General features: G+C 46.5%; 12 protein-coding genes and 1 pseudogene. 10 read left to right on the top strand and 3 right to left on the bottom strand.

The window, feature by feature from the left end; all coding sequences use genetic code 11:
• The 3 genes and pseudogenes from AB4Z08_RS15375 to AB4Z08_RS15365 form a co-directional block, all read left to right on the top strand.
• Nucleotides 1-312, top strand: a pseudogene (locus tag AB4Z08_RS15375) (hypothetical protein); the annotation flags it as partial.
• 495 nt (nt 313-807) lie between these two features.
• Entirely contained in the window at nt 808-3435 is a 2628-nt protein-coding gene (locus tag AB4Z08_RS15370; protein ID WP_441574636.1) for a 4-alpha-glucanotransferase, read from the top strand.
• A 12-nt stretch (nt 3436-3447) separates the two neighbouring features.
• The gene (locus AB4Z08_RS15365; protein WP_441574635.1) at nt 3448-4461 is read left to right on the top strand and encodes a dipeptide epimerase; all 1014 of its coding nucleotides are present in this window, start codon (nt 3448-3450) and stop codon (nt 4459-4461) included.
• A gap of 153 nt (nt 4462-4614) precedes the next feature.
• On the opposite strand, the gene AB4Z08_RS15360 is transcribed toward AB4Z08_RS15365, so the two are convergent.
• The 3 genes from AB4Z08_RS15360 to AB4Z08_RS15350 all read right to left on the bottom strand — a co-directional run bounded on the left by AB4Z08_RS15360 (nt 4615) and on the right by AB4Z08_RS15350 (nt 7381).
• On the bottom strand, nt 4615-5229 hold the full coding sequence (locus AB4Z08_RS15360) for a hypothetical protein (RefSeq protein WP_441574634.1): 615 nt from the start codon (nt 5227-5229) through the stop codon (nt 4615-4617).
• A 342-nt stretch (nt 5230-5571) separates the two neighbouring features.
• Complete coding sequence (locus tag AB4Z08_RS15355; RefSeq protein ID WP_441574633.1) at nt 5572-5841, bottom strand: hypothetical protein; 270 nt, start codon at nt 5839-5841, stop codon at nt 5572-5574.
• A complete protein-coding gene (locus AB4Z08_RS15350; protein WP_441574632.1) occupies nt 5828-7381 on the bottom strand; it encodes a C25 family cysteine peptidase in 1554 nt (517 codons plus the stop codon). Before AB4Z08_RS15350 ends, AB4Z08_RS15355 begins: the two co-directional genes overlap by 14 nt.
• A 143-nt stretch (nt 7382-7524) precedes the next feature.
• On the opposite strand from AB4Z08_RS15350, the gene AB4Z08_RS15345 reads away from it, so the two are divergent.
• From AB4Z08_RS15345 to AB4Z08_RS15315, 7 genes are all read left to right on the top strand, one after another.
• Nucleotides 7525-8748 carry a PmoA family protein gene (locus AB4Z08_RS15345; RefSeq protein ID WP_441574631.1) on the top strand — a complete coding sequence of 408 codons (1224 nt, stop codon included), beginning with the start codon at nt 7525-7527 and terminating at the stop codon, nt 8746-8748.
• Between the two features lie 141 nt (nt 8749-8889).
• Complete coding sequence (locus AB4Z08_RS15340; RefSeq protein WP_441574630.1) at nt 8890-9198, top strand: hypothetical protein; 309 nt, start codon at nt 8890-8892, stop codon at nt 9196-9198.
• Nucleotides 9199-9232: 34 nt separating this feature from the next.
• On the top strand, nt 9233-9760 hold the full coding sequence (locus AB4Z08_RS15335) for a hypothetical protein (RefSeq protein WP_441574629.1): 528 nt from the start codon (nt 9233-9235) through the stop codon (nt 9758-9760).
• A 13-nt stretch (nt 9761-9773) separates the two neighbouring features.
• Nucleotides 9774-10820, top strand: coding sequence for a DUF3137 domain-containing protein (locus AB4Z08_RS15330; protein ID WP_441574628.1), 1047 nt, complete (start codon nt 9774-9776; stop codon nt 10818-10820).
• 357 nt (nt 10821-11177) lie between these two features.
• Nucleotides 11178-13619: an AAA family ATPase gene (locus AB4Z08_RS15325; RefSeq protein WP_441574627.1), complete on the top strand. Its 2442-nt coding sequence runs from the start codon at nt 11178-11180 to the stop codon at nt 13617-13619.
• 36 nt (nt 13620-13655) lie between these two features.
• Complete coding sequence (locus AB4Z08_RS15320) at nt 13656-14102, top strand: hypothetical protein (RefSeq protein WP_441574626.1); 447 nt, start codon at nt 13656-13658, stop codon at nt 14100-14102.
• A 38-nt stretch (nt 14103-14140) separates the two neighbouring features.
• Nucleotides 14141-15508 (top strand): DUF5458 family protein, encoded by a 1368-nt coding sequence (locus tag AB4Z08_RS15315; protein ID WP_441574625.1) that lies wholly within the window; start codon nt 14141-14143, stop codon nt 15506-15508.
• Nucleotides 15509-15523 lie beyond the last annotated feature (15 nt).

Genomic DNA, 15523 nt, shown 5'->3' with positions numbered 1-15523 from the left:
GATTTTATATCACGCCAGGTGGCGGGTAGCGAAACGGTCACGCTAATGATAGATCCGGATACCACTTTCCAGGAAACAAATGTTTCGCTGGATGTACCCGGGCAGGGCTCACTGGTAGTAGTTTTCCAGATAAGAGCCATGTACAGGGACGGCCTATCGAACGGCAGACAATACATGGCCGCCGATATTATTGCGGTAGCGGCGCCACAGGTACCCAAATATGCTAAAAAACGTACTTACCCCAAGCGGACAAGATTACTTCCCAAACTTATCTATACACACGCATATCCAACTGTCATTCAACTGGAATAAAGTGATCCTTGCCTACGGAGATATTTTGATGAATAAACCCTTATACCTGCTTCCTTTAAATAGTATATTTCTTTCCGCAGCTCCCCCCTGGTAGGGAAGCAGCGCTGCTATGGCCATTTCTGACCACCATGCGTATTCTGATTCAATTTCATCCCTGTTATACATCCGAACCTCACCCCCGCATCAAGTCCACCTCTGCTGCAGTGCTTCTATATGTACTTAGCGGGTGCTAAGCATAGCATAGACGGAATCTACATAGTGAAAAGGTAATGCTGATTATAATGATGGGTGTTCTTGATGCGCTATATCTTAAAAGAGCATTTAGCGACAATGAAGATAAAATTCCTCCCATAATATCCATGATGCAGCCTTTCGGGCAGCTGGGAGGCTTAAATCTGTGGCATTCTTCCTTTATGCTTAAAATTTACACTATCCCTCAGGTTTTCAACTTGATCCCTATTTTTTCTTACTTTGTTCCGGCTTAGCCGGGACAAAATGAATTATAGACTACGTTTTTACCTTCGTTACCATACTTATTACGGGCAGGAACTTTATCTGCTGGGTAATTTACCTGCACTGGGCAGTGATGTCCCCAGGCATGCCCGCCGTATGCAATGGTTGAATGCAGATTGGTGGTATACTGATATTCAGCTGGCTCCCGGAGAAGCGTTTATCCTCCAATACCAGTATATTTTAAGAGAACTGGAAGACGTAGTGTACGAAGGAGCCGTACGGGAATTTGCCTTCACCCCCGGAGAGCATCCGGAAGTGGTTTTTACAGATACCTGGAATGATGCCACCCGCCCGGAAAATGCCTGGCTCACCGCACCATTCTCCCGCGTATTTTATCCCAGAACCACCGCTGCTATCAATGGGCGACTAACGGCCACGCATATATTTCGCGTACAGGCGCCCCTGTTAGATTGTCATAAAACCATTTGTTTACTGGGTAGTAGCCCATCAACCGGTAACTGGAACATTTTACAGCCATTATTGCTGGAATATGATGCCCAGGGCTGGTTTTCTGTAGCACTGGATCTCTCCGGAGCACCAATGCCGCTTTATTATAAGTACGGTATTTATGACCTGGACATACAACAATTTGTACAGTTCGAAAATGGGGATAACAGGGAACTGTATACGGTAGCGGTAACAGGCAGACAGGTAATTCTGCACGATGGCTTCCTGCGCATAGACTATACCCCCTGGAAGGGCGCCGGCATTGCGGTGCCGGTATTCAGTCTGCGTAGTACCGAAGGATTTGGCACCGGGGAATTTGCAGACCTGCCTCAACTGGCGCAATGGGCACAGGACAAAGGTTTTCAACTCATACAGGTACTGCCGGTAAATGATACCATTCAAACCAATACCTGGAAAGATTCCTATCCTTACGCAGCTATTTCCTCTTTCGCGCTGCATCCGCTATACATAAGATTGCAGGAGGTAGGCAGTCTGCCGGATACACATCCGTTGCAACGGCAATTCGGTCGGTTACGGCAATGGCTGAACGAAAAGGAAACAGTGGACTATGAAACGGTCATGTCTTTTAAACTGGCTTATCTCAGGGCATTATACGAAGCAGAAGGAGAGAAGCTGCAAACACGCGATTACTGGCAGTGGTTTGCTTCCAATGAACACTGGCTCCTGCCTTATGCAGTATATTGTTACCTGCGCGATCGCTATCAAACAGGCGATTTTACCCAATGGCCGCTCCATAACGTTTACGACTACACGGCTATCAACAAACTTATCATAGCAGATGAAGCGGCTGCTGCGGCAGCACATTATCACTTCTTTGTACAATATCATCTCCACAAGCAGTTGGCGGCAGCCACAGCAGCGGTACACCAATACGGCGTGGCCCTGAAAGGAGATATTCCCATTGGTGTAGCCCGTCATAGCGCAGATACCTGGATGAATCCCGAATGCTATCACCTGGATATGCAGGCAGGTGCTCCTCCGGATAGTTTTACCACAACAGGACAAAACTGGGGCTTTCCTACCTACAATTGGAAACAAATGGCGGTCAATGGCCTGGAGTGGTGGCAGCAAAGACTCCGGCATATGTCCGTTTACTTCGATGCCTTTCGTATCGATCATATTCTCGGTTTTTTCCGCATCTGGCAAATACCCGGAGATGCTATACAGGGAATACTCGGTTATTTTCATCCAGCCGTTCCCGTTAGCCGGGAAGAAATTCGGCTGCGTGGAATAGATTTTGAAGAAGACCGGTTCTGTCAGCCTTACATCACCAACGCCATCCTGGAAGATATTTTTGGTAATTATGCCGGTATGATGAAAGAGCAGCTGATGGAACCCCTCACAGATGGTCGTTATAAGCTGCTCCCTGCATTTGATACCCAGCGGAAAGTGCTGGAATCTACCCTGTCGGAAGCGGTGAAAAATATGCTGTATACCCTCCTCGCAGATGTACTGTTTATAAAGGTGACAGACCGCAACAGAACGTTGTATCATCCCCGTTATGATATGGCAGCTACCTATTCTTTTGCTGCGTTGGATAGCAGCACCCGTAGGCATCTGCAGGCATTGTATCACGACTACTTCTATGTACGGCAGGAGAGTTGCTGGCGCAAAGAGGCGATCCATAAACTGCCGCTGATCAAAAGAGCTACCAGCATGCTTATTTGTGGGGAAGACCTGGGTATGGTACCAGCATGTGTTCCCGGCGTAATGCAGGCACAAGGTATTTTAAGCCTGGAAATAGAACGCATGCCAAAAACAGGAGACGTCACCTTTACAGCAATATCAAAAGCGCCCTATCTTTCTGTATTAACGCCTTCTACGCACGACATGAGCACATTGAGAGGATGGTGGCAGGAAGACGTTCACATCTCCAGAAAATATTACCAGCAGGAACTACATCATAAAGGGCCTACACCTGCGGAAGCCAGCCCGGCGCTGATCAGGGAAATCATTGCCCGCCATATGAAGGCACCTGCCATGTGGCGCATTTTCCAGATACAGGATCTGCTGGCCGCTGAAGGACGCTCAGCCGGCCATCCAGACACGGAAAGGATCAATATTCCTGCGGTAGCCTCGCACTACTGGCGATATCGTATTCCACAAAATGCGCTTAATCGTGCACAAGAAAAAAAATCGTAGTATTTTCAGTATATGAAGCTCACCCTTTACCCATTTGAACTGAAATTTCGTCACACCTTTACGATTTCCCGTAAATCGAAAGACGTGCAACCTTTGCTGGTAGCGAAGCTGGAGCAGGATGGCCACAGTGGATTGGGAGAAACAGCAGATAATTCCTACTACAATATGACGGTGCCCCGTCTCATAGAAGCGATAGAACAACATCGTTCTTTTATCGAAAATTATCATCTCAGCACTCCCGCCGCTTTCTGGCAGGATATGTATCCTTTGCTGCAGGACAATATGTTTGCACTCTGCGCACTGGATATTGCTGCATGGGACCTTTATGCTAAACAACAGCACCAAAAGTTGTACGAAGTATGGGAGTTGGATATTACGCATAATCCGCTGACAGATTATACCATTGGTATTGACACCGTCGAAAATATGGTGCGCAAACTGAAAGAATTTCCGTGGCCTATTTATAAGATTAAGCTGGGCACCAAAGAAGATATTGCCATCATTACTGAGCTGAGAAAGTACACAGACGCAGTTTTTAGGGTAGATGCCAACTGTGCCTGGGGTGTTGATGAAACATTGCGCAACGCCATTGCATTAAAAGAACTCGGTGTTGAATTCATCGAACAACCCATGCCGGCAGCCGATAAAGAAGGAATGAAAAAGGTGTATGAACAGGTGGTGCTGCCGGTAATAGCAGATGAAAGCTGTATTGTAGAACAGGATGTAGCTCAATGTCAGGGCTATTTCCACGGCATTAATATCAAACTCACCAAATGCGGGGGCATTACACCTGCCCTGCGCATGATAGCTACTGCAAAACAAGCCGGCATGAAGGTGATGACGGGTAGCATGAATGAAAGCACAGTGGGTACCTCTGCGGTAGCACATCTGCTGCCGCTGCTGGACTATGTGGATATGGATGGTCCGCTGCTGCTGGCAGAAGATACTGCTACTGGTATTAAAATGGAAAATGGACGTATTATCTACGCCAATGGTCCCGGTACCGGTGCCGTATTACTCCGCTGATCTGTTATGATGTGGGTCATACACCGCCCAATCCCCATTATCCGACACGATCGCAATACGATCCTTTTTAGGTATGGACGCTATAGCACATATCACGGCATTGGTCACGATCCGGTGGCTGTGCATCCGTTCTTTTATCGGTGTTTAATTCGTTCATTTTTTATAATCCGGCCAGAGTATGCTCGCGTAGTTACCAAGTGAGGTAGTGACAGTTTGTTGTACTGCCGGAATATCGCATCTGTTTAAATCACGGGTGGCGATAATTCTGTCGGCATAAGCCTGTAAGAGAGCGGGCGATGCGATTACTGCCGTGAGATCCCCATTGGCAGGCAGGTTCATGCCGGTGGAAGAGAAAGGCCACTGCATGGCTGTTTCCCTGATTTGTTGCACCAGCGGATCATCTGGTGTAAGGCCTTTGCTAAGACTGAACAGGTCTGGCAGATACCGCAAACATAGGTCTGCGCTGTAAATGCTGGCAGCGGTGGGTGTTGCGGGGTAAGGCCTTAGCCAGTGCAGGATGTCCTGCTTTCCTGCTTCCCTGAGCATTGCCAGTTGTGCTATTCTGTAAATATACCCGGCAGCCCAGAGGGCGGCATCCGCATCGAAAGCCGGTGCAGTACCAGGTATTTCCAGTATATCGTTTTGGTAATATGCCTCCAGTATCGTTTGGGTGTCCTGTAATTCCTGCGGTGTAAAAGGGATCATTTGGTTGACTACAGCTACTTGTCCTTCGCGTACAAGGTGGTTAATAAACGCATCTAAATTCATAGGTAAACATTTGACCGTTCGCGTTCCCGCAGCATCAGCGGATTCGTTGAAACGACAAAATAACAAAAAAACATATACATGTAGTGTATAGTTATAGCGTACCTGTTTATTGCCAGGCAGGGAACTTGTTATGGTTACCCACCAGGTTTACGCCCGCTTCTCTTTCCAGAATCGGGTAGGGCGCGCATGATGACTATTGGCTATTGGCTTTGTCATCCCTTTTATCTGTGGAACCGGGTGGTAGTTCAGATTTTACCATTGTTCGCCATCGGGCTTGCTATCTCTTTTCAGGGCCTTGGTTATGCACACATTCATAGCTGTTTTCGCCGAAGCCCCCGACTGCTATTCCTCTTCTTTCCAGGTTTGGGCGAGAAATACATAATCCTCAATACAACCGGTGGCAACAATCGTTTTGCCGGCCAGTGGCATCAGGGGATTCTGCATAAAAGGGTTAGCGCCTGCGGGACGTATCAGGTAGTCTCCCTGATCTGTCACCAGGAATACGCCAAGGTGTTCACTTTTACTATGTTTGCCAAATGTGCGGAGCACCAGGCGTCCGGTAAGTGTAATAAAGGGATTGTTTTGGTCCCTGTTGGTTTTATCTGCTGACATATTCACGATACCCCAGTATTTGATTGTTTTTTTCTTTCACCACAATGACCTTTGTTAACGGTATTTCCCCGGTGGTGGCAGATTCCGAAAATACGTGAAATTTTACAGATGGCATGGAGCCGCTGACATCTTCTTTGCCTGCCTGGCTATTTTTCCTGTTTACAAAAATCTTAGGGTCCCGTTCTTTGGCAAAGTTTTTTTCATCCAACAGCTGGTGCATGGCGGTGTGCAGCGCAGGATCTGTTGCATGGGAGCCATCAGAAGGCTGTGGAACGGCGATAAAATCGTCCAGCATTTTACCTCTGGCTTCCAGGTTGTCGCGGCGGTTTTGCACGGTATTTACGAAAGGCTGTTCCGCGGCGGTGGTACTGGGATCTTTATCATTGATCACCGGTTGCCAGGACGGGTCGCCGAGGAGGTAAAACTGTGCGGCTGTTTTAAGTTCGTAGGGATCCAGTGTGGGGCCCATTTCGTTCAGGAACCGCTGTCTTGCTTCCAGCAGGGCTCTGCCGGTAGAAGCGCCGTTCAACACATTGATCACAAAATACTGTGTCAGCAAATCCGCCAATCCCTGTCCGGTGGGTGGGCCATAAGCAATATTGGAGCTACCTACAAAGGCAAGTGCATGATTCAGGAGGTAACTGTTGGCCATGCTGATTCTTTTGGCGCTGTTCTTTTTCGGATCAAACAGTTGGCCACCATAGCAGCATTCTGCCGCTACAATGGTGCCATGCGCGATTTTATCTTTCAGTATATCAGATCGTATGGCCAGCGGAAAATCCGTTGCTTTCTGACCGTAATAGGCAGGATTATAAATAGCGCCATGACAGTTGATGAAATGCGTTTTTGCCTGCAATTGGGCCGCAGTCCAGTTAGTTCCTGTCATGGTTTCATCTCCCGGAAATAACAGCATGCTGGTATGATTCCCAAAAATATTCTGCAGGCTGTTCTGCGTAGAATCCTGCCAGTCAAAGGTGCTGATGGAAAAGTAAGGAAGATAATCACTCCGCTGGGCAGGCGCAGCTTCAATAATATTGGTAATCAGCGTATGCAGGTAGCTCGCATCCCCCATTGCGGGAATATCCGGCAGCCGGCCTGTTACCCGGGTAGGGGAAATGAATTTCCCCGGATCCGTGTCATAAGGCGTATCGCATGCATAAGGCAGATCACTGGGGATATTTCCATCCGGATCATTGTCGCCCGGTAATAAATTTTTTAAACGCTGGAATGGAATGATATCCTGTGCCCCCACCAGTAGTATATATCCCGGTGAAAAAAAACGGTATAAATCATCGATTGCCTTCTTATTTTGTGCGTCATCGGTGGCATCTGTTACAGCAGTAGCCTGGTAAGCCTGCATCTGCACGGTGTCGTCAATGAAAATAATATGTGCATCCAGGTGTCTGCTATTATCATAGGTCTGCAACGCATTTAAATCATCCAGTATGAGCTGGTGACTATCGCCGTATTTCTGTAATAAGGCGGTTTTATTGGTTATTATGAGTTTGGTAGTCAGCATATTCATATTTGGGGATGCCATAGTATCCTTATTAAGCGTTCAAAAATATTGATTTAAAAGATAATAAGCTACCCATACTGCAACAATATTATCATTTCCCTACGCAGAGTATTTGCATAGTGAAAAAGTAAACCGTATTTTTCTGGGAATCTATGCAGCAGTTTATGAAAAAATTCCACGGGTTAACCGTTCTTCTGATATTTCTTGTTACCAGCATCCATGCACAGGTAATTGCCGGTTTTATTGTAAAAGCGGGCAGTATCAGGAGGAATAACAGTATTGTATATACGACATTGCCGGCCGGTGTTGGTAATGCACCTGTTAGCCTGGAAGAAATCAGCAACGGAAAGCGTACGCCCGTTGCCGTTAATGTATACAAGGGACAGTTATGCTGGATTATGCAGGGAACTACGCCTGCCGGTACGGAAAGGAAATACGAACTGAAAAAAGGCACAGCGGTGATCAATCCGGTCATGAAAACAGTCCTGCAGGGTGGTCATCTGTTGCTGGAAGAACAACAACAACCTATTCTGCAATATAATTTTGAAACGGTAGCTGCTCCGGCAGGCGCAGATACCGTATATAACCGCAGCGCCTTTATTCATCCGCTCTGGGCTCCCAATGGCGTAGTGCTGACTAACATCTTCCCAAATGCCGGACACCTGCATCATATGGGTATCTGGAATCCATGGACCCACACGCTGTTTGAAGGAAGAGAAACAGATTTCTGGAATGTGCAGAAGAAAGAAGGAAAAGTACGTTTTAATGGTCACCTGGAAACCCTTTCAGGTAATGTATGGTGCGGATTCAGCGCTGGTCAGGATCATATTGCATTTCTGAAAGATGGTACGGAAAAAACAGCTATCCGGGAAACGTGGCTGGTACAGGCATACCCTGCTACGGAGGAAGGATCCCGCCGGGAATGGGATTTTACCTCCACTTTTGCACCGGATACGCCCAATGGTATTACCCTGTTGCAATACCGCTATGGCGGTGGTTTCGGGCTGAGAACAACAACGGAGTTTACGGCTAAAACCAGCCAGGTACTGACATCAGAAGGGAAAACCCGCAAAGATGCCGACAGCACCCGCGCCCGTTGGGTGAAAATATCAGGCACGACCGCACAGGGAAAGGCAGGCATGCTGATTATGAACTATCCCGAGAATTTTGATTCCCCCGAACCTTTGCGCGTATGGCCGGAAGATATGGAAGGGGGGGAACTCATGTTTAACTATACACCTACGCGCATGAAACCATGGCAGCTTTACCCGGGAGCGCGCTACCAGCTGAAATACAGAGTGATGGTGTATAGTGGTGATATCTCTGTTGCTGAAGCAGAGGCTGCCTGGGAAGAATATGTACATCCACCGGAAGTAAGTATCATTTGATATTGCATTTTGTGTTTTCTCTCTTTTTCATTTATTTTAGCGCTGTGAATGATTCGATTTTAATTCGGTTAACCTCGGAGAAACAGATCGGATGAGATGTGCGAAATAACCCTGATTCAATAACCCTTAACCATCATCCTCATGAGCACTTTAAATGATTCTCAAAAAGAGGAAGAGATAAATAAATCTCCCGATGAGGAAGATGCGCCTTCCTGGGGAGGTGTGATCGTTGGTTTGTTACTCGGCATTGCAGGGATAGCACTTATCTTCTATCGTTACAAACAATTTCATAGCCCGGGAGACGATGCGATCAGTATCACCAAAATTGAAATGCTGATTTATAAAGTAACGGGAGAAAGTATCTGGGCGCTGATTTCCGCTTATGCGTTGGTATCCATAGCCGGTTTTTATCTTGCTATCAGTAATTTCTATAAACTGAAATCCAAATGAAGTAAATCCATATTGCTAAACACAACATGTCAGCATGAATAACCTCTCTGAACTGAAAACAACATTGCTTGAAATCCACGAGAAGGATAAAAAGCAAACCATTAATGCCCTTATTACCGCAGAAGTTTTTGCTGTGCTTGTTTTTGGGGGAATAGCCTATAGTATTTTTGCCGGAAAAAGCAATGAAACACCCAATGGTGTGCTGTTTATATTGTTGTTTTTACCCGTAGCTGTTTTGATCCCCTATCTCTTTATGCTGTACCACGCGAAGAAACGTCCTGAGAAAATTCATGACTTTGTAAACCGTCTTGAAAAAGGAGAATCAGTGAATAACGTAGATACCTATACGGATTATAAACTTACCCTGCCGCTACGTATTATCAGATTGCGATTGTTCCCAATGGAATATGCGCATGTAAGGCTTGGACAAAGCCGCTCTTTTTTTAAACTGCCTTTGTCCGCCGAAAACGTACAGCCCTTTAAGGCGCTGATCAGTCAGCAGGTACCTGATGTGTCTCCCATTTCTATAGGTGGATCTTCTGCCCACTGGTCTTCTAACTGATAACATATCATTCATGAAAACACTGGAAGAATTTAATGCCTTCCTGGATCAGCAGCTCAGCAATGAGCTGCTGGCCATGGAACAAAAACGCATTTCCGGTCGCAACTGGATGCGCTGGATGTGGGCTGCCTGCCTGATTCCGTTTGCCATTTTTATTTATTTTATGGTCAGGTTTTCCACTCAGCAGGCACCGGAAGCCACCAACAGCGGTTTTGGTAACCAGGCATTTCTGATAGTGGGTATTGTATTGCTGTTTACGCTCGGCAGTTACGGGGTCCGTTATTTTATGATGAAAAGAAAAGGAGTGGACGATGCGGTAGATTTTCAGCATGATTTTAAAACAAGAATTGTAAAGCCCATTATTGGTTTTATTAATCCTTCCTATACTTATCAGCCGCTCAACTATGCCAGCTATGAGGAATTTACCGAAAGCGGTTTGTTTGCGAAGAAAAATTATCGCATTAGTGGCAATGACCAGGTATATGGTAAAACAGGGGAGATGAATTTCCAGTTCTGCGATCTCCAGGTGATGCATATGCCTTTGGTGACAGTACGCGGGCAGGGACCCGATACAGTCTTCTCCGGCAGCTATTTTATTGGACAGTTCCCGCGCTATTTCAGCACCCCTGTGTATATTCTTTCCCGCAATTCCGCAATGGAAAGCTTGTTTTCCAACACCGCTGCCGACAACGGATTTATTCAAACCTGGGACCTCGGCAAAAAGGTGCTGCCCGCAGATGCAGCCTTCAATAAATTATTTATGGTATATGCCCCGGATCCAAACGAAGCGCAGCAATTGCTGACGCAACGACTAATGGAAAAAATCATCCGCCTGCAGGAACGGAGCACTGCCAGGTTATTTATTTCTTTTTATAATAACCGCGTTTACATCGGTATTGGTCATGGGATGGACTATTTTGAAACAACCCTGAACAGATCGCTGCAGGACAGGCAGATGTTGAAGAATTTCTATCTCGATTTTATGTCACTGCTTCAATTGGCGGAAGATCTGCAGGACAATAGCAGTATCTGGACAAGCAGGGCATTTTCCAGGTCATAATTTTTTTAAGGAGATGGGAAAAATAGCTGTATCATATTTAATAGGTAGACATCCTCCCAATAATTTCCTTTAAAATTTCATTTTTCTGCCAGATTTCAGCTTCAAAAATAAAATTTAAATAATATGTTGCGATATTTTTTATATTCGTTGTAACCCTTTGTGGTAGTGTGTTGTGAAGGACGTTAAATACGTATAATATCCGATTATGCATAGAATGATATACCCCGAACGAGTTTTTTTTTAGATTGAATTCTATGTAAATGTTTTCGCTGTATCTTTACTTTGCCTCCTAAGAGGGGCGCCCAAATAGTAATTGTAATTGTTAACTTAATATTTGAAAAACCTGGTATCATCCAAATGACCCTGTCAACATTGACCATATTTGGACCTGCATTGCAATCCGCCATAAGGATAGCAACAGCCATTGCAAAAGATTATCATCATTCGCAGTATACACCTGCGCATTTATTGCGCGCCTGTTTACACAGAGAAACAGGGCTGGCGCCTGCATTGCATCAATTAAACCTGGATGTATACTACCTGGAAGAATGGGCGGAAGTCCGATTGGATGAGATGCCTAAGGCGTCGCGTATTCCGGATGAACCAGAACCGGATGAAGCGGCAACAGCAGTACTACAGGAAGCCATCAGTATAGCAACAGAAAACGATCTCGGAGAAGCGGATCCCTGGGCCTTGCTCATGGCACTGTGCACACCAGGAGTCGGCTTTTCCTATGAACAGTTGAAAACATTTCCCTTTACAAGGGAGCAATTAAAAGCTGCCGGAAAAAGTGGAAAAGAAATAGCACCTGATAGCACCACCCCCAGCCGTATTAAACCCGGGGCACTGAAATATGTATATCGTATTACAGATCCGCAACTGCTGAAAACGTTTCACCCGGTGATAGGCCGTGATGGGGAAATCAGGAGCATCACGGAAGTGCTTACACGTAAAGATCGCGCCAGTGTATTGGTGATCGGCGATGGCGGAGTGGGTAAAACCGCTTTGGTAGAAGGATTGGCCCGTGCTATCGTGCAAAAACAGGTGCCACTGCAGTTGCAGTCGTCAGAAATGTATGCACTCGACTATGGTGCATTTATAGCTGGGGCTGCTTATAAAAACGAACTGGAAGACCGCCTGCTGCAAATTATTCAGCAGCTTAAACAAACGGGTAAGCATATACTTTTTATCGATAATCTTCACAGCCTGCTGGACAAGCAATCCGGCGGAGGTATGGCCAATGTTATCAAAGCCGCATTGGGTCAGGGTGAAATTATTCTCATCGGCACCACCACGCCGGAAGGGTTTCGTAAGCTCATAGAGCCGGATGCCATTCTGCGGCACCGGTTTGAAACCGTTACACTGACAGAGCCCGATGAAATACTGGCTGGCCGCATGATGAGCGCAGTAGTACCGGTATATGAGCATTTCTATCAACTCAGCGTATCACCTGAAAGCATACACGAATCCATCCGCCTGTCGCGGCGCTATCTGAAAGAAAGATCTTTGCCGGACAGTGCCATAAACCTGCTGGACCGTACCATGGCTGCTATACGCGCCATGCAGGACACCGGCGCCGGGTTGTTACAAACTTTACAACTGGAATTGGAATCCCTTAACAGTAAGGATTCCTTACAAATAAATGATTTTCAATGGTTTCACCGGCAAATGACGGAACGGTTAGGTACCCTGTTAGCTGCCCGGTTGCATACCCCGCAGGATGTCAGTAAAATGACGGCAGTTGCGGATATACAACTTTACCTGCAACAGCTACTGGAACAGCTTTCTGTCGTAACAACCACTCCGCATGAAGAAGTGACTCCGGTAGATCTGGCTACCATGATTGCTGCTATCACCGGCATTCCCCTGGGAAAAGTACAGTCCCAGGAAAGAGAGCGGTTGGTGAACATGGAGCAGCAGTTAAGTAAGCGGGTAGTAGGACAGGACCATGCACTCAAAGCAGTGGCGGATGCCATACTGGAATCAAGATCCGGCCTCAGCAGGCCCGGACAGCCCATAGGCTCTTTCTTTTTCCTGGGACCAACAGGTACCGGTAAAACGGAACTGGCAAAATCATTGGCCGACTTCCTGTTCCAGGATGAACGTTGTATGATCCGCTTTGATATGTCAGAGTTTAAAGAAGAACATGCGGCGGCTCTGTTGTATGGCGCTCCTCCTGGATATGTGGGGTATGAAGAAGGGGGGCTGCTGGTCAACAAAATACGGCAACAACCCTACGCTGTAGTGTTGTTTGACGAAATTGAAAAAGCACATCCATCTGTCTTCGATATTTTTTTGCAGATCATGGATGAAGGAAAACTTCACGACCGGCTGGGGAAAACAGGCGATTTCTCCAATGCGCTGGTGTTGTTTACTTCCAATATTGGCAGTGAAGCGATTGCAAGGTCTTTTCAGGAGAATGTGATCCCTGCATCGCAGCAGCTGATGGAACTGATGGCCCGTCATTTCAGGCCGGAGTTCCTGGGAAGACTTACAGAGATTGTTCCATTTGGTCCTATTCAGCAGGCAAACGTGGAGAAAATCTTTGATATTCATTTACAGCATTTACTGCAACTATTGCAGCAGCAGGAGATCAGCTTAACCGTATCTGCGGATGCCCGCCGGCATCTGGCACTGATGGGCTATTCTCCCCAGTATGGTGCCCGCCCGCTGCGGGAGGTGATCCGGGGTCAGTTGCGTAAACCATTGTCGCGCATGATCATAGGTGGTAGTCTGCGAAAAGATATGACAGTAACACTGGATATAAAAAATGATCAGCTAGACTGGACAATAAATTGATGATTGTCAGATTCCAAAATTCTAAATTTATCTCAAATGAATGACAACTACGGAATTGGCGGCACAGAAGTGAAGCTGGACGCCAACGAAGCCATCGCGGAAATTTCGCATAACCGTACCTTGTTTGCTGAAAAGTTAACCCAGCAAACACCCGTTAAACCTGAAATAGTGGAAGGGCTTACTTCCGTAGAAGCTGTTTTTGAACATTTCAAGCCAGCCGTGAATGTAAGTTTCCATGATGCAGAAGGTCGCACTGTGCCGGAAAAATTACAGTTCCATCACCTGGGTGATTTCGGTATAAAAGGTATTACAGAACAAAGTGCTTTCCTCAACGACCTGGCAACTGAGAAGGAACAATACCTGAAAATTATGAAACAGTTGAAGACGAATAAAATCCTGAAATCAGCCCTGGCCGATCCGGATGCCCGCAAAGCGATACTAGGCGCAATTCGTGGCATGATGAAAGACCTTAATACCAAATAATTAACAGTTCCCCATTCAGGAACATAACCTCACTGATTATGGCAGAATTACAGAAAAACCAGGAGCTGCAAAATGATGGCCAGTCTTCACAGCAGGAAGTTAACCTCAGCGGAAATATTGAAGATCTTGCAAAGTATGGCGGCTTTGACCTCCTGGAAGGTACCGTTGAAGGTGCACAAAACCTTAATCCCGAGCGTAAGGCGCGCCGCAATATATTTTTGACAGAAGCCGGCAAAAAAACAGAAAGAGATAAACTCAAAAAAGTACTGTCCCTCTGGGAAAAAGTATTGTCCGAAACAACAGAGCTGCCTGAAATGGTAGACTACTGTGCTTCCCACGCGGAAGAAGCCGGAAAGGTATTGTCAGCCAATCTGGGTGAAGCAGTAGACTCCACCCGTGAACTGGAACAGTCCTACCGGAATGTGGCACTCTTCTTCAAGAATACAGAATCCGATAAGGTAAAGAACATTTCCTTTATCAACGTGGAACTGGAGCAGCTGAAAGACCTGGATAATACCCGTTTTATTGATGCTGTCAACAACGAGTTGGTGAGCAACTATGACCGGTTGGATCTGCGTACCAACTACAGTTTGCTTGTTGTTCCCGGCTACCTGGGCTCCAATAAGGTGATAGAAAAATGGGCAAAAATTGCCCATGAAAATAAAGCCATGCTGGTAACAGACTTCGCTCATCTGGATGCGCCGGATGATGTGATGGAGATGTTTGAGCAGGCCAATCTTACTGGTGGCGAAATCCATCGCTCCAATGTAATCATGTCCTGCAACTGGCTGGTAGGCCGCGGTAAATTTGATGAAGTGGGAGAACAGGATCATCTGTATGTACCGCCTTCCGGTGCGTTGGCAGGCAAGATCTATAAAACCCTGATGTCGCAGGTAACTGCCGGTAAAAAATTCGGTGGCATGAACGAAGTGGATGGGGTGAAATTCGAGTTGAAGAAAAGTGAAATTGCCAGCCTGGAAAAAATGGGACTGGTACCCATGGTGAAAGAATACGGAAAAGTAATGGCCTTCAGTGCTAAAACACTGTTCAACGGGGATAACCTGGGGCTGCAAACTTATTCTGTTGTGCGGGTATTCGATTTCGTGACCAAAGTGCTGATGGACTTCCTGAACCGCCGTGCCTTCGAAAACTTTAATGCCAATACACGCAAGGACCTGATGAAGCAGATTATCCGTTTCCTGGATGGCATCACCGGTCCTGATAAGCTGATTGAAGACTTTAATATCCGCCGCTTTGAGCAGGATCCGATACAGAAAGACCGGATCCACCTGGATATCCATCTGAAGCCTTACTTCCCTGCCAAGAACTTCCTGATCAAAATGGAGGGTCAAAAAGGCGATGACGCTACAGACTGGGATACTACCTACGAGCAGGATGGTAAATAACCCTCAGTGGTCAGC

Source organism: Chitinophaga sp. RAB17 (genome assembly GCF_052114225.1).
Classification (GTDB): domain Bacteria; phylum Bacteroidota; class Bacteroidia; order Chitinophagales; family Chitinophagaceae; genus Chitinophaga.
Note: the sequence above shows the minus strand (reverse complement) of the source record. Positions and strands in the feature narration are given on the sequence as shown.